A 25,289-nucleotide genomic window follows, 5' to 3' on the forward strand; every position below is an offset into this window, starting at 1 on the left:
AACTCATTTCATAGAGTTCTAAAATTAAATATGCTTAGATATCTGTTACAAAAACAATAACAACATGTGCACTTATGCTAAATAACTTATCATTAAGAAAAAAAATATTATTATTGATTGGCGGAACAATTACTATTTTACTGCTCATTGCCTCTACTTTTTTTGTTAACCATATTGCCAAACTATCCAGAGTTAATATAGAGCGTGAGGCTCAAAGCTACTTACAAAGCGAGCAATTATCAATGCAAAGTTACTTTGCTACATACGGTAAAGTAGTTGCCACCTTTATTAATAATCCGCATTTGGTGAATTTTTTTACCGCGTGGGATAAGCGCGATCAAGCCCTAGAAAATGCCAACGGCTACTTGGCTATAAATCAAGACTTTGTACGCATAAGTGCAAATGATGAAAATATTTTATCTGCTTTTTTTGCCTCAGCCACTACCGGCGAGTACTTTAAAGAAAACGAACGTACTGCATATTATAATGGCGAACCTTACTACGCGTACAAACGAGGTTGGTGGCAAGAAGCAATGCAAATTAATAAGCTTTACGTAGGCCCTATTTCGGTAGACTTAACCACAGGCGATGCCTCAGCAGTTGTACAACAACCTGTTTATAACCCACAAGGCAAATTAATTGGTGTGGGCGGCGTTGACTTACAACTTAATAAAATTAACGACATGGTCGAAAACATTCGCTTTAACGGCCAAGGCTATGGCTTTTTATTAGATGATCAACAAAAAGTTGTGCACTTTTCAAAAGCATCTGGGCATAAACTCTCTGTCACCGACGAAGGCCCTAACGGTAAAGACGGACTCGATGCGCTTGAACAACAATTTAATAATACCTCAGGGTTTAAAACACTTAACAGTGCAATGCAAAATAACCTCGCGGGTAGCCAAACTGTTATGCTTAAAGGCGAGCAATTTTATGTGGTTTATAACCGCCTACAATTAGAGCAGCCTCATTTAGATTGGTATGTGGGTTTATTAATTCCAACCAGTATGATTGAAGCCCCGGTAAATGCTGCGGTTACAACCACTACAACCGCTGTTATCATTATTTTAGTGATTATTTTAGCAATGATTTTATGGGCCACCCATATGATTTCAAAACCAATCACTACACTCACGCATATTATGCGCGACATTGCTTCTGGCGAGGGTGATTTAACCCAAAAAATTAATATTGATAGCCAAGACGAAGTAGGCCAACTGGCTAATCATATGAATACCTTTATTGATAAGTTGCGAGCGATGATGCTAGACACCGCAGCACAAGCTGAGCAATTAAGTGCCGCTGCCGATCAGCTTAAAACGGTATCGCAACAAACGAATTCAGAAATTCAGCAAGAAAAACAACAAGTAGATAGTGTTAGTGCCGCAGTGACAGAAATGGCCACTACCGTGCAAGAAATATCACGTAACGCACAGCAAACAAATACCGCAGCAGAAGAAGTACAAGCAATTACTGCCGATGGTGCAAGCCGCTCAAGCCAAGCACAAAGTGTAATGAGTGCGCTGGCTGAACATATTGGCGAAGCCTCTAAGGTGGTTGCCGGGCTTGAGCAAGAAAGTAATAACATAGGCGCATTGGTTGATGTAATTAACTCAATTGCCGATCAAACCAACTTACTCGCGCTTAATGCAGCCATAGAAGCGGCCCGCGCCGGAGAACATGGCCGCGGCTTTGCCGTTGTTGCCGATGAAGTTCGCTCGTTGGCGAGTCGTACACAAGAGTCAACCGACGATATTCGCAATATGATTACCCGTTTACAGCAAATTGCTCAGCAAGCCTCTAGTATGATGCTACAAGGGCAAAAACAAACCGAGGACTCTGTGTTGCAAACAAAAGAAGTACTTAGCTCACTACAAAGCATTGCCCTGTCGGTAACTAAAGTACAAGATCAAAGTCATCAAATTGCCACCTCTACCGAGCAACAAACGGTAGTAGCAGAAGATATTAATACCAGCCTTAGTGCTATTAATAGTTTAGTTAATAGTACCGCAGAGCATGCACACACACTTGCCAATGAAGCACATGATTTAAGTGACCTTGCAGGGGCATTAAATAAAACGGTAAACCAGTTTAAACTATAAACGCCGGCTACTTATATTTAAGCGCTTGAGGATAAACTTTAAGCGCTTATTCCCCCCCTTGTTTTTAATTTATTCAGCACCATATCTTTGAGTGACTGTTGATATTTCAAAGTGGAAACTTACTTAATATCACTAGCTTTGCTAGCAGTTTTCACCTCGTATAAAAATATATAGCAATTTTATGTACTAGATTAAGTTTTTCTGTTTTTAATCCATATCTTTTTAGTGAGATGGTTTGTTGTTTAGCAGAGTCTGGTATAGTAGCACACGTAATAAACAGTGCTTTTTGAACGGTTTAATACAAAATTGCTAATTAATGTGTCCTCGGTGTTACTTTAAAGAATACATTAATTATCAATTGTTAAAAATGGGTTAGCCGATGTACGGCTGGCAAAAAAATACATTGTAACGGTTTTATCATGATATCTAATTTATTTACCAAGATTTTTGGTAGTCGCAATGACCGCACTATTAAAAACCTAAGAAAGACGGTCGCACTGATCAATGCACTTGAAACGCAATTAGAAGCGCTTTCTGATGACGACTTAAAAGCGAAAACAGCAGAGTTTAGAGAACGTTACGATAACGGACAAAGCCTTGACGACTTACTGCCTGAAGCATTTGCTGTGGTACGTGAAGCATCTAAACGTGTAAATGGCATGCGTCACTTTGACGTACAGCTACTCGGTGGCATGGTACTGCACCAAGGCCGTATTGCAGAAATGCGTACCGGTGAAGGTAAAACACTCACAGCTACATTACCTGCTTACTTAAATGGTTTAACTGGTAAGGGCGTACACGTAATTACCGTGAACGACTACCTAGCTAAACGCGATGCGGAAACTAACCGTCCGTTATTTGAGTTTTTAGGTTTAACAGTAGGCTGTAACGTACCGGGTATGATGCCACAGCAGAAAAAACAAGCTTATGTTGCCGATATTACGTACGGTACTAATAATGAGTTTGGTTTTGACTACCTGCGTGACAACATGGCATTTAGCATAGATGAGCGTGTACAACGTCCATTATTTTATGCTGTTGTCGATGAAGTGGATTCTATCTTAATTGATGAAGCCCGTACGCCCCTTATTATTTCAGGCCCTGCTGAGGACAGCTCAGAGCTATACACTGAAATTAATACCATGGTGCCTTTACTTGAACTACAAGAAAAAGAAGACGAAGAAGGTATTGAAGGCGATGGCGATTTCACTATTGATGAAAAGTCTAAGCAAGTTCATTTAACTGAACGTGGCCAAATTAAAGTTGAAGAGCTACTTACTGAGCGCGGCTTAATTGCAGAAGGCGATTCGCTTTATTCTGCAGCCAGCATTACGCTACTAAGCCATGTTTATGCAGCGCTTCGTGCTCATAAGCTTTATCAAAAAGATGTTGATTACGTTGTAAAAGAAAACGAAGTTATCATTATTGATGAGCACACTGGTCGTTCAATGGAAGGTCGTCGTTGGTCAGAAGGTTTACACCAAGCTGTTGAAGCTAAAGAAGGCGTAAATATTCAAAACGAAAACCAAACGCTTGCATCTATTACCTTTCAAAACTATTTCCGCTTATACGAAACACTTGCGGGCATGACAGGTACAGCCGATACGGAAGCATTTGAGTTCCAGTCTATTTACGGCCTAGACACTGTTGTTATGCCAACTAATAAGCCGATGGTTCGTGATGATCGCGCCGACTTAGTGTACCTAACGCAAGAAGAAAAATACGAAGCTATTTTAGTTGATATTAAAGACTGCCAAGAACGCGGACAACCTGTACTTGTAGGTACTATTTCAATTGAAAGCTCTGAGTATTTATCGCAATTTTTACGCAAAGAAAAAATTAAGCACAACGTACTTAATGCTAAATTTCATGCGCAAGAGGCTGATATCGTATCAGACGCTGGCCTACCAGGCACAGTAACGATTGCCACTAACATGGCTGGCCGTGGTACCGATATTGTACTTGGTGGTAACTGGCACAGCGAAGTTGAAAAGCTTGAAAACCCAACTGATGAACAAATTGCTGAAATTAAAGCTGCATGGAAAATACGCCATGACGCAGTAATTGATGCAGGTGGTTTACACATTATTGGTACTGAACGCCATGAATCTCGTCGTATAGATAACCAATTACGTGGTCGTTCTGGTCGTCAAGGTGATGCCGGTTCAAGCCGTTTTTACTTATCGATGGACGATGCGTTAATGCGTATTTTTGCTGGCGAGCGCATGACTAACATGATGCGTAAACTAGGTATGCAACGCGGTGAAGCTATTGAACATCCATGGGTTAACCGTGCGATTGAAAATGCACAGCGTAAAGTAGAAGCACGTAACTTTGATGTGCGTAAGCAATTACTTGAGTACGATGACGTAGCAAACGATCAACGCCGTGTGGTTTACTCACAGCGTAACGAACTACTTGAAGAAGGCGATATTTCAGAAACTATCACGGTTATTCGTGGTGATGTGCTGAGTAATATTATTGATCAGTACATTGCACCGCAAAGCTTGGCTGAAATGTGGGATGTACCTGGCCTTGAAGAGCGCTTAAAACAAGACTTCTTAATTGAATTGCCAATTACTCAGTGGCTAGCTGATGACAATAAACTCTATGAAGAAAAACTTCGTGAGCGCATTGAAGAGTCGGTTGGGCAAGCATATAAGCAAAAAGAAGAGATGGTAGGCGATTCAGTACTACGTCAATTCGAAAAAGCGATTATGTTACAAAGCCTAGATCAGCATTGGAAAGATCACCTGGCAGCAATGGATCATTTACGCCAAGGTATTCATTTACGTGGTTATGCGCAAAAAAATCCAAAGCAAGAGTACAAGCGTGAATCGTTTGAGCTATTCGCTGAAATGCTAGAAAACTTAAAAATAGATGTAGTAAGTATTTTAAGCAAAGTACAAGTACGCGCCGAAGAAGATGTTGAAAAAGTAGAAGAGCAACACCGTAAAAGTGAAAACGCTCCTCGCGAATATCAGCATGAAGAAGTTGAGCATGTAGGCGGCGAAGCACCACAAAGCGCAACTGTAATGGCACGTAGCGAGCCAAAAGTAGGCCGTAACGATCCTTGTCCTTGTGGCTCAGGTCAAAAATTTAAGCAATGTTGTGGTAAATTAAAATAATCCAATAGTGTAATAAATTTCGTAAAAAGCGGCGCTTGCGTCGCTTTTTTTATGGTGTTTAAGGGAGATAAAATGACTAGTATAATTGTAAATGTGGCTGTTGGCGTAATTAAAAAAAATAACGCTCTGTTTATTTGCAAGCGGGCAAATGATCAACATCAAGGAGGTTTGTGGGAGTTTCCTGGTGGTAAAATTGAAGCCGGTGAAAGTGTATTTAGAGCACTTAAGCGTGAACTTCAAGAAGAGATTGGCATCACTATTTTTAGTTCCAGTGAGTTGCTGACAATAAAACACGATTACGATGATAAAACGGTAAAGCTGAACGTACATGTGGTGAGTAACTTTAGTGGTGAAGCACATGGCGCAGAAGGGCAAGATAATGCTTGGGTAAGTATTGACGAGCTAGATAACTACGAGTTTCCAGCAGCTAACGTCGATATTATTAGCGCTATAAAAGCGAAATATATTTAACGCTTAATATTTGGCTATACTCTTTTAGTAAAATAATAATAACAATAAACCGCCATTATTAGGCAGCTACAAAAAGGCCAGCAAGTTAACACTTGCTGGCCTTTTTAGTTAGATACTTTCTAGTTAGGTACTTTCTAGTTAGGTAATTAAATTACCAAATTTTTACGCGGTCCTCTGGTTTAATATACATTTTGTCGCCTTCTTTAACGTCAAATGCTTTATAAAACTCAGGCATATTCGATAAAATACCAATTACGCGGTAATGACTAGGCGAATGCGGGTCGGTCATTAAGCGGTTACGCAACGCTTCATCACGATACTTACGACGCCAAATTTGTGACCAGCCCATAAAGAAGCGCTGATCGCCAGTGTAGCCATCAATCACTGGAGCCTTAGAGTTACCTAAAGATAGCATATACGCTTTATGCGCAACCGTAAGGCCGCCTAAATCACCAATATTTTCACCTAACGTCAATTCACCATTTACGCCAGCATCAGTAAAAGGTTTGTATTCATTATACTGAGCAACTAAAGCCGCAGTACGCTGTTCAAACTGTTTAAGGTCTGACTCGCTCCACCAGTTACGTAAATTACCGTCGCCGTCGTATTTAGCACCTTGGTCGTCAAAACCATGGCCTAACTCATGACCAATTACCGCGCCAATAGCACCGTAATTTACTGCATCATCTGCTTCTAAGTTAAAAAATGGCGGCTGTAAAATAGCTGCTGGAAACACAATTTCGTTATTTACTGGGTTGTAGTATGCATTCACAGTTTGTGGTGTCATGTGCCACTCTGAGCGGTCTACTGGTTTACCCAATTTGGCAATCATATCGCTGTAAGCCCATTCGCTATAACGAATGTAGTTACCCACTAATTCATCAGGGTTAATCTCTAGTGCTGAGTAGTCTTTCCACTTATCTGGGTAGCCAATTTTAGGTGTAAACTTGTCTAGCTTTTGTTGAGCGGCAATTTTAGTTTCCGGGCTCATCCACTCTAAATTTTCAATCGCAACACCGTAGCCTTTAATTACGTTATCAACCAACTCTCCCATACGCGCTTTCGCTTCTGGTGGAAAGTTCTCTTTAACGTACACTTTACCTAAAATCTCACCTAGCACACTGTTTGAAGCATCAACCGCTTGCTTCCAAAGTGGTGCTTGTTCTTCTACACCACGTAAAGTTGTACTGTAAAAATTAAACTTAAGGTCCACTAACTCTTTATCGAGTAACTGAGCGTAATTACTTACAAAGTGAAACTTAAGGTAATTTTGCCATGTTGCTAAATCGGTGTTTTTATAAATAGTCGCAAATTTTTCAAAGTAGCTCGGCTGGCTAATAATTAACTCTTCGGTGTTTATGCCTATCGCTTTAAAGTAACTAGCAAGATCAAAGTCACCCATTAGTTTATTTGCTTGTGCAAGGCTCATTTTATTATAAGACTTGGTTGCATCACGGCTCTCTACTCGACTCCACTGCGCCTCAGCAAGGTTTTTTTCCAGCGCTAATACATTTTTAGCCACAGCCTCTGTATTTTCAACCCCTGACTTGGCTAATATTTTAGCAATGTAAGCTTGATAAGAAGCACGAATTTTAGTGAACTTTTCATCATCTTTTAAATAATAATCACGATCGGGTAAACCTAACCCAGCTTGATACGCATACAATGCATTTTCGCTGGAGTTTTTAGCGTCATTATTTACATACCAACCAAATGGCAAGTCGCCGCCTTTAATCTGTAATTGCGCCATTAAAGTAACTAAATCTTTTTTACCTTTAACGGCGTCAATACTTGCCAATGATGGCTCAAGTGGCTGGATGCCAAGTTCTTCGCGCGCTTCTTCTGCCATGTAGCTATTATAAAATGCCGCTAACTTAGCTTCATCACTGCCTTTTTCAACATTGCTATTTGCTGCCGCACTTTCAAGTACTGTTTTCATCGCCTTTTGCGACTCGTCATATAATTGCGAAAACGAACCATAGTTAGATTTATCGCCAGGAATTTCGGTTTTAGCTAGCCATTGACCATTTACATGGTAATAAAAGTCATCTTGAGCACGTACCGATTTATCCATATTTTCCAGCTCAATACCTAAGGCAAAAGGAGCTGGAACTGGAGCGCTAACCGCGGGAGTTTCGTTTACTTTAATTTCTTGTTGTTCACCACAACCAACCAACCCAAGTGCCAGCGCAATACCTGCGGCGGTCATTGTTATTTTAATCATAAGGATTCCGTTTGTTAGTTAAAATAAATACCTATTTCATTAATATTCAAATACCAGCAGCATAAAGCTGCGTAATGACATTTTATGTACTTTTACTTAATGAAATAAGCATCAACTGCAACCTAATTAATAGGCGTATTAAGTAGCTATCATAAACCCCATTGGGGTAACAATAAAATTGAATATGTAACAAAGTATTTTAATGCGATGAGTGACCCACATAGTGCTATCAATAACTATGTGAGCTTATAAACGAGTTATTAGCAGCTAGGTTTTACGCTTTGCGTGCAGCGCTAAACGCTCTAACTTTTCTTTTAGCGAAGGGGGGGCTGAGGCGGCTATGGCATTTAAATAATCGGCTGTTTGTTCGCTCATTTTACGAGAATTAGTTATTGGGGTATTAATGGTTTTACTTACTGCGCCCAAGCGTTGTGTTGCTTGTGGATTAGCGGTAATTTTTATTTGCCCAAGCTCTGCCATGCCCGCGGCTCTAAAATGCGAGAGCATATCCATTTTTAAGTAATTTAGTCTAAGCGCAATAGGCGCAGATACCGCTTCGATCATTAAAGTACCATCGCGGTAGTTACTCACGCGGCATTTATCACCCAGTTTGGGGCCTAAAAAGTCTTTAAGTAAGGTTTGCTGGGTATCGAGTGCTTGGCTTTTACCTGCATAAGCCGACAAGCGGTTATTCAGTCCAGCCATAATGTCAGTTAATGGTTTTGGCGCATACCTGTCTTTAGCCATTTAACACCTCGTAAAAACTCAATAATGCGGTTACTCAAATCGAAATAACCCTCGACTTGAGTATACACTGAGCGCAGTGACTAAGCGCCCGCTATTTGCATTTGTTCAATTAACACAGAGCCAGTTTGAATGCCACCACGGCGCTCTATGTCGCCACCAATAGCTGATATTCCTTTAAACATATCTTTTAAGTTACCGGCAATGGTAATTTCGCTTACTGGATATTGGATTTCGCCATTTTCTACCCAAAAACCAGCCGCACCACGCGAGTAATCACCAGTTACTGTATTTACGCCCTGCCCCATTAGCTCTGTTACTAATAAGCCTGTACCCATGGTTTTAAGTAGCGCGGTTAAATCGTTATGTGTTTGCTCAACTAACCAGTTATGTATACCGCCAGCGTGCCCTGTTGGTGTCATATTCATTTTACGCGCAGCATAGCTTGCAAGTAGGTAAGTTTGTAACTCGCCACCTTGAATGATTTCTCTATCAAAGGTTTTAACACCTTCGCTGTCAAACGGCGACGATGCGAGCCCTTTGAGTATATGCGGACGCTCGGCAATATTTACGCAATTGCTAAATACTTGTGTACCTAGGCTATCGAGTAAAAAACTCGATTTACGATACAGCGCACCACCACCAATGGCCGACACTAAATGGCCAAATAATGAATTAGCAATGTCAGCTCTAAATATTACTGGTACTTTCATGGTGCCTAATTTTTGGCTATTTAATTTAGCTAAAGTTTCGGCTGCGGCTTCAAGCCCCACTGCTGCGGCATCATTTAAACCAGCTTGATCGCGTGCTACGGTGTAAGCAGAGTCGCGTTGCATTTGCTCGCCATCTTTACCAATTACCATAGTACTTATGCTGTGGCGAGTACGCGGAAAACCGGCAATTAAACCATGGCTATTGCCATAAACACGCAAACCTTGGTGCGATGAAAAACTTGCGCCGTCTGAGTTAACAATGCGCTCATCCGCATTTAACGCTGCTTGCTCTGCAGCATGACAAAACTCAATACCTTGCTCTGGGCTTACATCCCATGGATGGTATAAATCGAGATCTTTGGGTGCAAACTCAAGTAGCTCTTTATCTGCAACACCGTTAAAAGGGTCGTCTGAGGTGAATTTTGCAATATCAATGGCTTTTTCAACCACAGTGCGTAGCGTTTTAGGGCTTAAATCTGCGGTAGACGCAGAGCCTTTATTATTACCTACATACACACTAATGCCTAAACCGCCATCTTGGTTAAACTCAATGGTTTCTACTTCGCCCATGCGAGTGCTAACCGACAGCCCTGAAGTGCTAGACATAGCCGCTTCTGCCGCTGTGGCACCGAGTTTTTTCGCATGCTCGAGCACTGCTGCTACCGCATCTTTTACTTGAGATATTTGAGAATAAATTGGATCGTGTTGTTGGCTTTTCATAAATTAAGTCCTGAGCCTTGAAGGCAATGTTGCACACATTTTTTATATTTAAATGCTAACACACTCAATGCATCACATCAGCTAATATTCCTCTGTATGATAATCATGTATAATGGCAGAAGTTATTTTTATTTAAGAGCACCCCATGGCGAAGAAAAAAAGCAAGCCTGCTGATATTGAAGAAGAAATTGAATATGTCTCAAAAACCGAACTGAAGCGTGAAGCACAAGAATTTCATCAGTTAGGGACTGAAATTGCCAAAATGGGTAAAAAGCAGCGTGAGCGCTTGCCATTAAATGATGATTTAAAAGCCGCAATGGTTGTTGCCGATAAAATTAGCAATAAAAGCGATGCTTATCGTCGTCATTTAAACTACATAGCTAAAACACTGCGCACCGTAGAGAACATCGATGCTATAAGATCAATTATCGATGTTATGCTTAATAAAAATAACCAAGCTGAAGTGTTGGTCAAAAAAATTGAGCAATTACGTGCAGACCTAATTGAACAAGGTGATGACCTAATCAATGAGACTATAGAGCAGTTCCCATCGCTTGATCGTCAACAAATGCGCCAGCTAGTTCGTAATGCAGCTAAAGAAGCGAAAGATGAAAAACCTGGTAGAGGTTACAAAGAGCTATTTCAATATTTGAAAGATGCCCATCAAGTTACTTACTAACAGATTAAAAAATATACTTTAAAAAGGTGCTACGGCACCTTTTTTTGTTGTAGATCAACCCGCCCTGCTAAACATTTTTTTATAATCAGCACCTAAATAATATACCAAGGTGCGCGTGATGATTAAACTTCCAAAATGGGATCAAACCCTAATAAATAAATATAATGTGTCTGGCCCACGTTATACATCGTACCCCACGGCACTGTCGCTAACTGAGGGCTATCAACAGCAAGACTTACTCAGTGCGATTGAGTCATCAAACAGCCGTGCATTGTCTTTATATATACATATTCCGTTTTGTAGTCAGCTTTGTTATTACTGTGGCTGCAATAAAATTATTACTCGCCATCAGTCAAAAGCCGACACCTACCTTGATTTTTTAGCCATAGAAATTGCAGCCCAAGCGCCTCTATTTAAAGACTACACCCTAGAGCAACTACATTTAGGCGGTGGTACACCTACCTTTTTAACTACGCAGCAAATGAGCCGTTTAGTTAAACTTTTGGAGCTGCACTTTAATTTTACCGACGCCACTGAGCGTGGTATTGAAATTGACCCTCGATCGCTTGCCGATAACATGTTGGTTGATTTAAGTAACTTAGGTTTTAACCGCGTATCATTTGGTATTCAAGACTTTAATGATGAAGTGCAGCTAGCAGTAAACCGTCCGCAAAATGCCGATACAGTAAAGCAGTTAATCACCCAAGCCCGTGAATTAGGGTTTAAATCGATTAATGCCGACATGATTTACGGCCTCCCATTGCAAACGCCACAAAGCTTTAAACAAACCATAGAGCAGTTGCTTGAGCTTAGCCCTGATCGTGTTTCGGTATTTAATTATGCTCACCTTCCAGAGCGTTTTGCAGCACAACGTAAAATTAAAGATGCCGACTTACCCAGTGCACACAACAAGCTAACTATGTTTAAAAACACCTTAGAGCAAATGACTCAAGCCGGTTATCAATTTATTGGTATGGACCATTTTGCTAAAGTTAATAACGAACTCGCTGTGGCACAAAATGCGGGGCAATTACACCGTAACTTTCAAGGGTATACTACCCACGGAAACTGCGATTTATTAGGTTTAGGGGTTTCATCTATATCGCAAATTGGCACTGCCATTTTACAAAATCAAAAAGAGTTAAAGCATTATTATCATAGTGTAGAAACGCAAAGCGGCTGTGCCATCACCAAAGGCATGCACTTAAGTGCCGATGATGTAATACGCGCTGATGCAATTAAACAGCTTATATGCCAGTTTGAGTTAGATATGGAGGCATTTAGTGCCAAACATGCACTTAACTTTAACCACTACTTTGCTGATGCACTAACGGCAATTGAGCCTTTAATTGCTGATGGGATGCTCACTATTGAAAATAATATGATTAGTGTCACTGCTAGAGGTAATTTATTTATTCGTATTATTTGTATGTGCTTTGACGCTCACTTACAAAAACAGCTAAATGCAACGCGTTTTTCTCGGGTTATTTAACCCTCAGCCCGAGTAGTAAATTTAAAACGAAAAAGCAGACCTGAGGTCTGCTTTTGTATTTTGTGCTTTAAATTATTTAAACGCTGATTAATTAAATACCACGTTTTCGCTGCCAGGGGCGGCTTTAAACTCAATAATAATTTTAGCGCAGTCAGCTATAATCTCATCTTTATGTGTCTCTTCGGCACGCCAGCGAGCTGTATCTAACTTAAATATTTCTTTTTTGGTATATTTTTTACGCGCATCATGAGTCGGCATTTCTTTAACTACTTGGTACATTTTATAAATGCCCGAGTATTTTGTCGTTAAATCTTGCTCGTCTTCAAAACCATATTGCGACATAAGTACCCAAATACGTAAACAGCCTTCTGAAAACTCACACTGCTGTTCATGCATTGCACGCGCGATTAAATGAATGCTGTCGGCTAATTTGGCGTTACGCTTTAAACGTGACTGCTTAAGCTTTTGCTGTTGCTCAGCCTGCTTTTTAACAATCAGTTTTTTTTGCGCGCTTAACTTATAAAGCAACTGACCCGCATAAAATGCTAAGCCCACTATAATAGCAGCACCTACAAATAAGGCTAAGATCACCGCTGTACTCATTTAATAACCCTTATTACTTGTCTTCTTCGTCTAACCATTCGTTAGCAAGATCGTTCGATAAATACTGATCGAAGTCTGAATTACTTTCTTCGCTAAAGTCATCTTCAAACTCTTCTTCATCTTCATCCTCGATACCAAGCAATTTACACAATGCTTGATGACGAGCAATACGACTATTAAAGTACTTAGCATCTTTACCCGTTAGCATTTCGCCATTTTCATGACGCTCTACTAATTTAAGTAAGCGCTCATCATTTTCAAGTGCTTCTAGCTCTTGCTCAGGCGTAAACTCTGGCTCTGCTGACTTTTTAAGCTCAACAGTTGGCTTTAAGTTACGTTTTATTTCTACTTTAGGTGCAGCTGCAACAGCTATTAATGGCACAGGTTTTTTACTGCCAATGCGTTTATCTTTAGTTCCCGTGTTACTTTTTTGGCTATCATCATTTAATAGCTCAGGGGTATTACGAGATCCAGGCTTAGCACCTTTGGTTTTTTTAACACGTTGCTCTTTTAATGCACGCATTTCTTTAAGCTTATCTTGGCTTAAACGTACTGGTCCATTTGCTGGGCTTTTGCGTGACTTTTTAGTTCTACTCATATCTTGATCATCTCACTTAAGAGGTTTTGGGCGAGGCGCAAATCAATGGGCATCGCAATGCTGGCCTAGCCAGAAGAATTCAGTTTGCGCTTTAGAGGCTGGGTTTCTCTATTTAGCGCTTAAAACAGCTTACTGCTCGTTTTTAAACGGTGGCTATTGTAACAGGACAAATAAAAAGGCGGTAGAGAAAACATCTCTACCGCCTACTAATCTGAGCGCCATTATCTGGACACTTCTCCCTTCGACTTTTTAGTCTTTATTATTGTTATTATTTTTACCTATCCCTATTATTATTATTTTTACCTTCCGTGTAGCATTCCATTTTGTTTTTATTATTAAACTTCCATGAGTTTTTATTATTTTCGGTCTTCCTAACGCTTTTTTGTTATTTCCTTTGCTAGCACCAATTTGTGCTATGTAGTCGTGTCGCGCTACTGTCCTTATAGCTTATTCCATTTTGTTATTGTTTTTTGCGACAGGGGTTAATGTACCTGTTAATAATTTTGTTACAACTAATTTATATATCTTTTATTAAAAGGATTATAACAAAAAACACAAAAACCATTAAATTACATCAAGTTAACAATTTAATGGTTTTTAAAATAAGACTTATCTCACAGCTATGCATGGTCAATGTCTTACATGAATAAAGACTGTAAAAGTAATTTTAAGCACAAAAAAAGCAGCCTAAGCTGCTTTTTTGTACATATTGTAGTTTATTACATTAATAATAATTAAATAAATACAACTTTAGTGTAAGCCACCTAAGTACTGCGAAAGTACTTCAATGTCTTTATCTGTTAATTTCTTTGCAATATCTTGCATCACACCATTTAAATCATTTTGGCGTGTGCCATCACGAAATTTTTCAAGTTGCGCTTTAACGTAACCTGGATGCTGAAAAGAAACTTTTGGAAATTTTGCAAGTGACGAGCCATTACCACGAGGGCCATGACATGCAGCACATCCTGGAATACCACGATCTGCATCACCTGCTTTGTAAAGTATTTTACCGGTTTCAACTACGTCTTTAGGCGTAGCTTCTTCGCTCATGTTTAGTGATGCAAAATAAGCCGACAAATCTTTCATATCCTGTTCGCTTAATGGCATAGCCATTGCGCTCATAACCGGATCCATACGACCTTTTTTGCCACCTGAGGTCATACCTAGTTTTAAGTCTTGAAGTTGCTTATAAATATAATCGGCATGTTGACCCGCAAGCTTAGGATAGATATTAATCGGTGCATTACCGTCTGGGCCGTGACAAGCCGCACACGTTACTGATTTTTCTTTACCTGCGTTTACATCGCCTTCAAATGCTGTTGCGTTGCTTGCTGACAACGCACCAAGCAATATAGTTAAAGATAGTGCTATTTTTTTCATGGTGAATTCTCTGTTTCCGACCCTGTATCATCTACAATATGGATGTTGTGATTTTTATATTCTACACGATAATAAATTCTCTGGCACGTTTTCTACTCATATTAAACTTATAATTTATAGGGTTTTGCCTTAGGTTAAGCTTTAACTTGGTTTAAATGTGCTGTATATGGTGGTTTAACAGCTTTTTAATAACTCCTTTATAGTATAAAATACGCCCCATGAGCGAATTTAGCTCAATGTGATCATTTTTAAGTTTTAGGAGAGCCCGTGCTCAAATCTCGTATCAAATATAATACCGCGTCTTTCGTTACAAGCGCTCCAGACATTACTAAATTACCTGCTGATACGGGAATTGAAGTTGCGTTTGCCGGTCGCTCCAATGCAGGTAAATCAAGTGCTCTTAATGCACTTACCGACCAAAAATTAGCGCGTACCAGTAAAACTCCTGGACGTACTCAGCTAATAAATACCTTTGAACTTGCTGATGTTGATGACATGCGCCTTATCGATTTACCAGGCTATGGCTTTGCTAAAGTGCCAATTGAAATGAAAAAGAAATGGCAGAAGTCGCTAGGCGAATATTTACAAAAGCGTCAGAGTTTAAAAGGTATTGTAATTTTAATGGATATTCGTCATCCATTAAAAGATTTAGACCGTGATTTAATTAATTGGGCTATTAGCAGTGAAATTCCTGTTTTAGCGCTATTAACTAAAGCAGACAAATTTAAACAAGGTCCGCGTCAATCACAAGTACTTAAAGTTCGCCGTGAATTAAGCGCCCTTGATGGTGATATTACGGTACATGCATTTTCATCACTAAAAGGTACTGGCTTGCCAGACGTTGCCAAAAAACTTGATGAATGGTTTTTAGGCCCAGTTGTAGCGGTACCACCTGCTGAAAAAATACTTAACGATGACACTAACCCAGCAAGCTAATTTATTCTGCAAGGCTTAAAAGCTTACACATTCGATAAATAGCCGAGCTTATCTGTCTCGGCTATTTCAGCCTATTGCATTGATAGCATACACTTCTTGCCACGCGCACATTGCAAACCTTAAGCCGTTATTATCCGCTATTACCCGAGTTTAGGATAAATAAAACGGCTCCCCGGCAGATGTTATAAAATAACCCTGTTTATCAGTATTGGCTATTTTAGCCCATTGCATTAATAGCATACACTTCTTGCCACGCACGCATTACAAACCTAAGCCATTATTATCCGCTATTACTCGAGTTTAGGATAAATAAAACGGCTCCCCGGCAGATGTTATAAAATAACCCTGTTTGTCTGTCTGGGCTATTTCTGCCCATTGATAAAATACATTTCTTGCCACGCGTGCACAGCACCCATAAGGGAGCTGTATATAAGGCACGGCTGCATCTTTGTAGTCTTGTATATATATAGGTTGCTCAGCACTGATGAGCCATTGTCTGTCTAGGTTATCTATACAACAAAGCACTTGTCCTTGCTCGGTATTTTCAAATCGCCAGGCAACAATAATAAAGGGGGCGTCTTCAACCGTGATGGCTATTTTTTCGACTGGCGTTTTTAAATAAAACTGCTCACCCTCTTTACACAATACCGAGGCAAACAGCTTTACCATAGCCGGGCGTGTTATTTCACTGCCAGCATAAAACCATTGCCCTTGGTCGTTAATAACCATTGGCAATGATCCACAGTGAGTTGGTTGCCAACTATCAAAGGGTTTGCTTGGCTCGCTTAATTGCTTGCTTAGTTGGCTAAGGGAAATCACTGCTTTTTAAATGTCAGTGCAAAAGTAACAGGTACGGCAGTCGCAATTGACGGTAAACCCGCTAATTTTTGTAATTCCATAATGCCCTCTGTAATTGCAAAATCATTACTATTAATAATAATAGGACTGAAAGAAGACACACTTAAATCACCATTTTCTGCACTGCTAACCAGCACATCTATAGTAAGCGGCTTTTTATTACCATGAAAATCAAGTTCCGCATTAATCCCTTTAAGCACATACTGGCCAGGTTTTTTAATACTGCTGAGCTGCGATGCTAGATCTGCGGTTAATATGGCATTTGCAAATGTATCGGCTTCAAATAATAATTTTGTTAAACGCTCATTACGAATGGGGATCAGTGTTTCTGCCGAGGTTAAGTCTACATTTACACTAAACTCACCTTTATCTGATAACTTGCCTTCAATATTAGTAAAGTGATTTGCTTCAGCAATACTATTTTTTTTGATAGAAACAAAGCTTAATTGGCTTTTATCGTTTACTAACTGCCAATCGGCCTGAGCGATATTAGAAATAACTAAACTTGATAACGACAAACCTGCAATAGCTAATGCTTTAAACATGACGAATTCCTTCTATAAATGAACAATACCCCATTCATTAGAACCACAAATGAATAGAAAGTACTTTTTATGAGCTTATGATGGTATCACCTAAAGGATTAAGTGTAATTATAGAATAATAAATGGGGAATAATTAAGGTTAGGAATAAAAAACGGCCCATCAAATATATGATAGGCCGGTATAGCAAACTGGGGAGAAGCTATGAATAATTGCATCTTCGCAGATGCATCATCAACAGGATGTCCTACAGGATGAGGACGGCGCGACTTTAACAAAAGCCAGCGCACTAGTACAATAAAATTCTAGATAATTTGTGTATATTTGCCAACACCTTATGATTTAACATCGGTCTTTTCTTTAGTTAACTTTTATGTAACTAATGCGGCTATTTATTTAAGTAATTAATATTTTTAAACTGACATAAAAAAAGTGCCCTTAGGCACTTTTTTGTCATTTTATTATATAAACTTAGTGAGCCTGTTCCCAGTTGTCGCCTTCATCAGCTTCAACTATAAGTGGTACATCAAGAGTAGCCGCTTGCGACATTAGTTCGCAAATATGCTTTGTGTAAGCATCAACACAGTCTGTTTTAATTTCAAATACCAACTCATCGTGTACTTGCATTAATAGCTTAACGGTATTGGGAGCTTGCTCGTATACCCAACTGTGTACACTTAACATTGCCTTTTTAATGATATCGGCAGCAGTGCCTTGCATTGGCGCATTGATTGCTGCGCGCTCAGCTCCTTTTCTTCGTGCACCATTTTGGGCTTTTATTTCTGGTAAATATAAACGGCGTCCAAAAATAGTCTCTACATAACCGCTTTCAGCGGCCTTTTCACGCGTTGTTTCCATATACTCTAAAACACCTGGGAAACGCTCAAAATATTTATCAATATAATGCTGCGCTTCATGGCGTGGCACATCCAGCTGACGTGCTAAACCAAATGCCGACATGCCATAAATTAAGCCAAAGTTAACCGCTTTAGCTTTACGACGCATATCGCTGGTCACTTCTTCTAAACTTACACCAAATACTTCTGCTGCAGTGGCACTGTGCACGTCTAAACCATTAGCGAACGCACTTAATAAACCTTTATCTTGTGAAAGATGCGCCATTATACGTAGCTCAATTTGGCTATAATCGGCAGCGACAATTTTATAGCCATCGGCCGCTATAAACGCTTCACGAATACGACGCCCTTCTTCTGAGCGAATTGGAATATTTTGTAAATTAGGATCGGTTGAACTTAAACGCCCAGTTGCCGTTACGGCTTGATGATACGAGGTATGCACACGCTGCGTTTTCTCGTTAACCATTAACGGTAATTTGTCGGTATAGGTTGATTTAAGCTTTGATAAACCACGGTGCTCAATAATTACTTTAGGCAGTGGATAGTCGTGCGCTAATTCTTGTAATACTTCTTCTGCGGTAGAAGGCGCGCCTTTAGGCGTTTTTTTAATTATTGGCAGTTCCAGTTTTTCAAACAACAATACTTGTAGTTGTTTTGGAGAACTTAAATTAAATGGTTCACCCGCTATTTCATACGCTTCTTTTTCCAGCTCCAATAAACGCTCGCCTAAGCGTTGGCTGTGCGCAGCAAGCATTTTGCTGTCTATTGCTACACCTGTGCGTTCAATATCAGAAATAACATTAACCAGTGGCATTTCTATATCTTCGAATACTGATTTTAGTTTTTCGTCAGCGGCTAATTTTGGCCATAAAACTTGGTGTAAACGCAGCGTAATATCTGCATCTTCAGCGGCATAGGGGCCGGCTTTATCTAGCTCTACTTGATTAAAAGTAAGTTGCTTTTTACCTTTACCAGCAATATCTTCAAAGCTGATATTTTTATGGCCTAAAAATTTAAGTGCCAGTGAATCCATATCATGGCGCGTACCCACACTGTTAAGCACATACGATTCAAGCATGGTATCAAACTTAATACCGTTTAATTCATAACCCGCATTTGCTAATACGCTTTTATCGTATTTAAGGTTTTGCCCTACTTTAGCTTTTTTGGCATCGGCTAGAATAGGTCCTAATTTTTGCATTACAAACTCAAGGCTTAGTTGCTCAGGTGCACCCGGATAGTCGTGAGCAACGGGTAAATAAGCAGCTTCACCGGCTTTTACCGCAAAGCTCATACCTACTAACTGTGCTTGCATGTAATCAAGGCTGGTTGTTTCTGTATCAAAGGCAAATAGCTCAGCATCATTTAGCTGCTCTATTAATGCATCAAACTGGCTCTCGGTTAAAATAGTTTCGTATTGTGCCTCTGCTACTTTTGGTACTTCGTTAGCCTCAGTGGGAACAGCTAAGTGTGTTTCGGTATCTTTAGGGTTATCGAGTAACTCAGCTAACCAACGACGAAATTCACATTCACCATAAAGCGCAATTAGCTCATCTTTATTGGGCTCTTGTAACTTAAAGGTATCAAGATCCGACTCAACCTCAACATCACACTTAATAGTGGCAAGTTGATAGCTTAAAGGCAGATGATCTAGCGCAGCTGCTAACTTCTCTCCTATTTTACCTTTGATCTCGCTGGCATTATCCATAACGCCCTGTAGCGATCCGTATTTTTCTAACCACTTAACCGCAGTTTTAGGACCACACCCTTCTACCCCTGGAATGTTATCTACTTTATCGCCCATTAAAGCTAAATAATCGATAATAAGCTCTGGGCCCACACCAAACTTTTCAACTACAGTAACAGGATCCGAGATACTGTCGGTCATGGTGTTTATAAGCGTTACATGTTCATTTACCAACTGCGCCATATCTTTATCGCCGGTAGAAACCAGTACGTGGCGCTTTTGCTCTGAAGCTATGCGCGCAAACGTACCAATTACATCGTCGGCTTCAACACCTTCAATGCTAATAAGCGGAAAACCCATTGCCTTAATAATACGGTGGATTGGCGCTATTTGCGTGCGTAAGTCATCTGGCATTGGCGGACGGTTCGCTTTATATTCGCTATACATGTCATTTCTAAAGGTTTTGCCTTTAGCGTCAAATATAACCACCATATGCGAGGGATCATATTGTCTGATCAAACTTTTTAGCATGTTGATCACACCATATATCGCTCCGGTCGCTTCACCTTTTGAGTTAGTTAAATGTGGCGGTGAATGATAAGCACGAAATAAATATGAAGAGCCATCAACTAAAATAAGTGGGTTTTCGGGGATCTGAGCCATGGTGAATTTGGATCCTAAATACAAAAAGTAAGATAATTATAAGCATGCCATAAGGCAGTGAATAAAACGACTGCGAATTAATACTACTGATGTTGATTAATTCAGAACAAACTGTGGATAACTTTGTAGATAACAGCCACAGACCATTCTTCCAAAGCATTAAAAAACGCTTAGAAATAAAGTTAACTGGTTGTTTTTACTAAAAAAGATAATACGAGGTTCTTTTTTTATTATTTTTTTACCAATGTGGAAAAAAGTTTTAAGCGTTACATCCGCTGTTAGTCATTGCCATTATTTGCATCCATTTAAATAACTGGACGAGCATTCTAGCATAATGGATCAAAGATCATAGCGATCCTTTATAATTTTTTTCACTGTGGTTGATCACCAAATGGCATATACCCTATGATCACTCGCTTAGCGAACAGTAACTATACAAATAATTTTTCAAACAGATTATTTTTGCCATGTTAAACTTGAAGGTCTGTTGATCTTTCAAGATTGAGTTTGCAGCAGTGTGTTTGGTATTTAGGCAAGGCAGAGCCTATGTGGTGTGGTTATTCCCTATAAATAGGCGATAACGCAGCATTAATGCCAAACATGCGCTGCCCGAAGGGTCTGTCTAGGGGCGGTTAACTCTTTGTTAGGGGCATGAGCAGGATGCAAAAGCTTTGCTCGGTTTTTACTTATTTACACATGGATGTAAGCCAGTAGAATAGCGCAAGAGCAGTTATCGAGCCTACTAGGTTACAAACCTCGCGCCGCGATCAAATCGCTCCTAGTTTGAACGAATTTTAATCCGCAAAGGTTAACAGACCCTAATCTATCGAACTAAATTTTAGTTTGCCGATTTAAACGGAGCAGATAAAAAATGAAAAAAGTTGCAGTAATTTTAGCCGGTTGTGGCGTTTATGATGGTAGTGAAATTAATGAAGCCGTTTTGACTTTATTACACATAGCAAAAAATGGTGCAAGTTATCAATGCTTTGCACCCGATATAGCGCAGCATCACACCATTAATCACCTCACTGGTGAAGAAACCACCGATAATCGTAATGTACTTGTAGAAGCAGCGCGTATTGCTCGCGGCGAAGTAAAAGCGATTACTGAGCTGGACGTTACACAGTTTGACGCTTTAATTGTACCGGGTGGTTTTGGTGCTGCAAAAAATCTATCTGACTTTGCTATAAAAGGGCCACAGGCAAGTATTAATGCTGACGTGTTACATGCCTGTAAAGCGTTTGCCAATACCAATAAAGCGGCGGGCTATATGTGTATTGCTCCTAATTTAATTCCTTTTATTTATCAGCAAGCACACCTAACTATAGGTAATGATAGTGACACAGCTAATGCACTTAACACCCTAGGTGCTCAGCATGTCACCTGCGCAGTAGATGATATTGTTGTAGATCAGCAGTATAAGCTAGTAACAACACCAGCCTATATGCTGGCACAATCTATACTCGATGCCGATGCTGGAATAGCTAAACTGGTGAGTGAAGTGCTCGCACTAAGCTGATTTTTGAGCAATATGATCTATTTAGATTTTTGTAACTTAGAATAACAGTTACTCTGTTTAACCATTTAGTAAACTGCTGTTTTTATTGAGTTAACGCAATCTTTAGTCGATTTAATCAATAAAATCTACTCTTAGCATTTTATAAATTGCTTAGGGGAGTTATAATTGTTTTAAATTCCGTCATTTACAATCGTGATTGATCACGTTCAAATTGAAGTGGGCAAGGCAAAATGAAAAAACTATCAGCTGCAGCATTACTAATGCTAGCAACCACCGCATACGCACAGCCATATGATAACTCTATGACTGCCGATGCAATCAAAAAACGTCTCGCACCGATTGGTGCTGTATACCTTGAGGGTGACAAAGTGGCCGCTCCTGCAGCCCCTACTGGCCCACGTTCTGGCGAGCAAGTATATCAAGCTTCATGTTTTGCGTGTCACGGTACTGGTGCGTTAGGCGCACCTAAATCGGCTGATGATTGGTCACCTCGCCTTGCTAAAGGTAATGATGTATTACTCGATCACGCACTGAATGGTTTTAATGCAATGCCGCCAAAAGGTACTTGTATGGATTGTTCTGAAGACGAAATTAGTGCCGCAATTAACTTTATGACAACTAAGTAAAAGCCTATTAAAATCAATAAATAAAAAGGTTTACCTAAGGTAAGCCTTTTTTAATGCTTTTTATCTACTTTTAACCGCTATTTTAACGAATATATACTTGACGCTAATAGTTAAAAATGAAATTATAAGCGCAATTAGTATACAATAAAAACACAGCTGGTTAACATCATTGGAAGATAAATTAACAGTACCTAGTAACTTAGCGCATCAAAATAAACGTCTTAAAGCGCTACTGAAAAAGTACAAGCATGCACATCATCTACAAAATGCCCTGATCCTATTATCAGAGCAAGCCAGCACGGTTGCAGAACTTACCTTACTCTATCCCGCTATACACGATATTTTGCAAAAGTACGTACCAAGCAAAAGTTTTTATGTTGTACTTTCCAACAGACACACAAACTTATTAGAACTTTCTTATTTTTCAGACGAAAAAGATGGTCTTGCTATTGCCCTTAATCAGCATAATAGTTTTAACGAAGGTGCAACTGGTTATGTATTTAAACAAGGTAAAACAACCTACTTTACTAAGCAACAAATGCAAGATGCTGCTAATAATGGTTTATTTAAAGCTTTAGGTACGCCTGCTGAGCACTGGATTGGCGTGCCTGTATTTCAAGAAAAAAGCATTATAGGCGTACTTGCAGCACAAAGTTACGACACAGAGCAAGGATACAGCCCTCAACAAATACAATTACTAGAGGTTATGTCGCTGTACTTAGCTACCGCAATAGAGCGAGTAAAAAAGCGCGAGCAACTCGAAGCCGAAGTTAAAATTCGCACCCAAGCACTTACACAAAGTAACGCAGCGCTTAACCTTGAAGTCGAACAACGTAAACGAGCCCTACAACGCCAGCAAATTTTATTTAAAATATCGGAGCTGGCAACACAAGCTAAAAATATTGATGATGTATATTTACAACTGCATGAAATTATAAAGTCGATAACCTATGCTGATAACCTTTATATTGCACTTTATAACAAAGATTCTGGCTGGCTAAGCTTTCCTTATTACGTAGATGAATTTAAAAAGAACCCTCAATCAAGGCGTTTTTCTAAAGGCTATAGTGAGCTGGTAATTAGCACCGAAGAAACTCAGCTTATACATCCCGATAGAGCAAAAGCGCTTATACAAGATGGCACAGTACAACGCACTTCACCTGTGCCTGAAAAGCAAATGGCTACTAGTTGGCTTGGCGCACCATTAAAAACATCACAAGGTGTTATTGGTTTAATTGTTTGCCAAGCGTATAACAATAAACATATTTTTAGCCAAGATGATTGCGAACTCATCACCTTTGTATCCCATCAAATTGCTACAGTATTACAAACAAAATTAGCTAATATCGCACTTAAAAAGAGTCATCAGGAGCTTGAGTTTCGGGTTGACGAAAAAACTAAAGAGTTACGCCAAGCTAACCTACATTTACAAATGCAAATTGATGAGCGAAAAAAAATAGAGCAGCAGCTTTATCACGACGCGCATCACGACTCGCTGACCGGTTTAGCTAACCGAAGCTTATTTTTAGCTCAACTTGAAAAAACCCTGCAAGAATATCATCGCTTTGTAGAGCAACACTTTGCCGTATTATTTATTGATTTAGATAAGTTTAAAAGTATTAACGACCAACTTGGCCATCATGCCGGGGATCAGTTTTTAATTAGCGTGAGTAAGCTATTTTCGCAGTGTATTCGCGAGCACGACTTATTAGCGCGCTTAGGGGGGGATGAGTTTGTAATTTTATTGACTCATTTAACCGAGCCTCAACAAGCTGAAGATGTTGCTAATAGAATCATTAACTTAATGGCAGAACCATTTTGTTTTAAAGGCTCGTCACTGCAAAGTGGTGCAAGTATTGGTATAACTTACTCTAACCAAAGCTATAAAAATACGGATGAAATAATTCGTGATGCCGATGCTGCTATGTACTACGCTAAAAACTCAGGTAGAAACCGCTATGAGCTATTCCACCCGCTATTAACGCAAGCAATACCAGAGCAGCAATCACCAGTACTGCATTACCTTGAACAGCTACCGATGAACTTTAGAAGTTCTGAGATCATTACTCTTGATGAAAATTGCCAGTCTGAGTCATTGCTAGAAGCATTTGGCGAGCACCCTATATTGGGCTATACCAGTTTTGATATTCTAAAAAAGTTTGCCTGCGATAAAGAGCAACATCTTAATGTTGAACTTCAGCTACTGCAACAAGCATACACACAAACAAGTAACGCTAACTTAAACGTCGGCTTACTACCTTGCTCTAGTTTATTATTGGCCCATCCTGAGTTTAATTTATTTACTGATGCTTTGAGCCAATGCGAAAACAAAACACAGCTTTGCTTACTCTTTGACGAGCAAGAAATTCGTTATGCTAGTGCAACACAAATTGAAAATTTAAAGCAGTTATCTTTAAACGGCTACTCTATTGGGTTAAATAATTTTGCTAAAGATAAATGCGAGCTTAACTTACTTAGCGAAATTGATTTTGACTACCTACTACTAAGCTCGACGTTTAGTAAACGTATTTTGCAGCAAGCTAGCTACGACCTACAACTGCAGGGCGTACTTGCCATTACTAAAATTAAAAACACTAAAGTAATAGCAAAAGGCCCTGCTATATTAAATTTTAGAGCTCTATTAGATAAACACGGTCTAGGATTTTTTATCGGTAAACAGTCTGCACTTAACAGTAGCTTGCAACCCTCTATTAGTCACTCTGAATCACTGCAACGTTAACCA

Annotated in this window: 18 protein-coding genes; 9 read left to right on the forward strand and 9 right to left on the reverse strand. The window is 39.6% G+C overall.

Annotated elements, in window-relative coordinates; translation table 11 throughout:
- Positions 1-74 precede the first annotated feature (74 nt).
- The 3 genes from AAEZ22_RS01730 to mutT all read left to right on the forward strand — a co-directional run bounded on the left by AAEZ22_RS01730 (position 75) and on the right by mutT (position 5,701).
- The gene (locus AAEZ22_RS01730) at positions 75-2,102 is read left to right on the forward strand and encodes a methyl-accepting chemotaxis protein (RefSeq protein ID WP_089368817.1); all 2,028 of its coding nucleotides are present in this window, start codon (positions 75-77) and stop codon (positions 2,100-2,102) included.
- A gap of 419 nt (positions 2,103-2,521) precedes the next feature.
- Positions 2,522-5,230, forward strand: coding sequence for a preprotein translocase subunit SecA (gene secA / locus AAEZ22_RS01735; protein ID WP_011329386.1), 2,709 nt, complete (start codon positions 2,522-2,524; stop codon positions 5,228-5,230).
- A gap of 72 nt (positions 5,231-5,302) precedes the next feature.
- The gene (gene mutT, locus AAEZ22_RS01740; protein ID WP_011329387.1) at positions 5,303-5,701 is read left to right on the forward strand and encodes an 8-oxo-dGTP diphosphatase MutT; all 399 of its coding nucleotides are present in this window, start codon (positions 5,303-5,305) and stop codon (positions 5,699-5,701) included.
- A 151-nt stretch (positions 5,702-5,852) separates the two neighbouring features.
- Here mutT and AAEZ22_RS01745 read toward each other — a convergent pair whose 3' ends face one another.
- The 3 genes from AAEZ22_RS01745 to pmbA form a co-directional block, all read right to left on the reverse strand.
- On the reverse strand, positions 5,853-7,925 hold the full coding sequence (locus AAEZ22_RS01745) for a M13 family metallopeptidase (RefSeq protein WP_352295915.1): 2,073 nt from the start codon (positions 7,923-7,925) through the stop codon (positions 5,853-5,855).
- Between the two features lie 267 nt (positions 7,926-8,192).
- The gene (locus AAEZ22_RS01750) at positions 8,193-8,672 is read right to left on the reverse strand and encodes a DUF721 domain-containing protein (protein ID WP_011329389.1); all 480 of its coding nucleotides are present in this window, start codon (positions 8,670-8,672) and stop codon (positions 8,193-8,195) included.
- Between the two features lie 80 nt (positions 8,673-8,752).
- Positions 8,753-10,102, reverse strand: a complete 1,350-nt coding sequence (gene pmbA / locus AAEZ22_RS01755) for a metalloprotease PmbA (RefSeq protein WP_011329390.1) — start codon at positions 10,100-10,102, stop codon at positions 8,753-8,755.
- Between the two features lie 145 nt (positions 10,103-10,247).
- On the opposite strand from pmbA, the gene yjgA reads away from it, so the two are divergent.
- The gene (yjgA, locus tag AAEZ22_RS01760; protein ID WP_011329391.1) at positions 10,248-10,781 is read left to right on the forward strand and encodes a ribosome biogenesis factor YjgA; all 534 of its coding nucleotides are present in this window, start codon (positions 10,248-10,250) and stop codon (positions 10,779-10,781) included.
- 118 nt (positions 10,782-10,899) lie between these two features.
- On the forward strand, positions 10,900-12,273 hold the full coding sequence (hemN, locus tag AAEZ22_RS01765) for an oxygen-independent coproporphyrinogen III oxidase (protein WP_352295918.1): 1,374 nt from the start codon (positions 10,900-10,902) through the stop codon (positions 12,271-12,273).
- Positions 12,274-12,360: 87 nt separating this feature from the next.
- Here hemN and AAEZ22_RS01770 read toward each other — a convergent pair whose 3' ends face one another.
- The 3 genes from AAEZ22_RS01770 to AAEZ22_RS01780 all read right to left on the reverse strand — a co-directional run bounded on the left by AAEZ22_RS01770 (position 12,361) and on the right by AAEZ22_RS01780 (position 14,857).
- Positions 12,361-12,876 carry a DUF2489 domain-containing protein gene (locus tag AAEZ22_RS01770; protein WP_011329393.1) on the reverse strand — a complete coding sequence of 172 codons (516 nt, stop codon included), beginning with the start codon at positions 12,874-12,876 and terminating at the stop codon, positions 12,361-12,363.
- A gap of 13 nt (positions 12,877-12,889) precedes the next feature.
- Complete coding sequence (gene yihI, locus AAEZ22_RS01775; protein ID WP_011329394.1) at positions 12,890-13,474, reverse strand: Der GTPase-activating protein YihI; 585 nt, start codon at positions 13,472-13,474, stop codon at positions 12,890-12,892.
- 750 nt (positions 13,475-14,224) lie between these two features.
- Entirely contained in the window at positions 14,225-14,857 is a 633-nt protein-coding gene (locus AAEZ22_RS01780) for a c-type cytochrome (RefSeq protein ID WP_011329395.1), read from the reverse strand.
- 267 nt (positions 14,858-15,124) lie between these two features.
- Here AAEZ22_RS01780 and yihA point away from each other — a divergent pair, with 267 nt between their 5' ends.
- Positions 15,125-15,793 (forward strand): ribosome biogenesis GTP-binding protein YihA/YsxC, encoded by a 669-nt coding sequence (gene yihA, locus AAEZ22_RS01785; RefSeq protein WP_058374289.1) that lies wholly within the window; start codon positions 15,125-15,127, stop codon positions 15,791-15,793.
- A 300-nt stretch (positions 15,794-16,093) separates the two neighbouring features.
- Here the strand turns inward: yihA and AAEZ22_RS01795 are convergent, their stop codons facing one another.
- From AAEZ22_RS01795 to polA, 3 genes are all read right to left on the reverse strand, one after another.
- Positions 16,094-16,612: a DUF1285 domain-containing protein gene (locus tag AAEZ22_RS01795; protein ID WP_352295921.1), complete on the reverse strand. Its 519-nt coding sequence runs from the start codon at positions 16,610-16,612 to the stop codon at positions 16,094-16,096.
- A complete protein-coding gene (locus AAEZ22_RS01800) occupies positions 16,609-17,196 on the reverse strand; it encodes a YceI family protein (protein WP_011329398.1) in 588 nt (195 codons plus the stop codon). Before AAEZ22_RS01800 ends, AAEZ22_RS01795 begins: the two co-directional genes overlap by 4 nt.
- Positions 17,197-17,665: 469 nt before the next feature.
- Positions 17,666-20,401, reverse strand: a complete 2,736-nt coding sequence (polA, locus tag AAEZ22_RS01805; protein ID WP_086994718.1) for a DNA polymerase I — start codon at positions 20,399-20,401, stop codon at positions 17,666-17,668.
- 871 nt (positions 20,402-21,272) lie between these two features.
- On the opposite strand from polA, the gene elbB reads away from it, so the two are divergent.
- The 3 genes from elbB to AAEZ22_RS01820 all read left to right on the forward strand — a co-directional run bounded on the left by elbB (position 21,273) and on the right by AAEZ22_RS01820 (position 25,286).
- Positions 21,273-21,920, forward strand: a complete 648-nt coding sequence (gene elbB, locus AAEZ22_RS01810) for an isoprenoid biosynthesis glyoxalase ElbB (RefSeq protein ID WP_089368823.1) — start codon at positions 21,273-21,275, stop codon at positions 21,918-21,920.
- Between the two features lie 230 nt (positions 21,921-22,150).
- Positions 22,151-22,546, forward strand: coding sequence for a c-type cytochrome (locus AAEZ22_RS01815; protein WP_041454600.1), 396 nt, complete (start codon positions 22,151-22,153; stop codon positions 22,544-22,546).
- A gap of 169 nt (positions 22,547-22,715) precedes the next feature.
- Positions 22,716-25,286: a bifunctional diguanylate cyclase/phosphodiesterase gene (locus AAEZ22_RS01820; protein WP_352295924.1), complete on the forward strand. Its 2,571-nt coding sequence runs from the start codon at positions 22,716-22,718 to the stop codon at positions 25,284-25,286.
- The last annotated feature ends 3 nt before the right edge of the window (positions 25,287-25,289 follow it).

It is taken from the genome of Pseudoalteromonas sp. 20-MNA-CIBAN-0454 (assembly GCF_040308685.1).
Taxonomy (GTDB): domain Bacteria; phylum Pseudomonadota; class Gammaproteobacteria; order Enterobacterales; family Alteromonadaceae; genus Pseudoalteromonas; species Pseudoalteromonas nigrifaciens.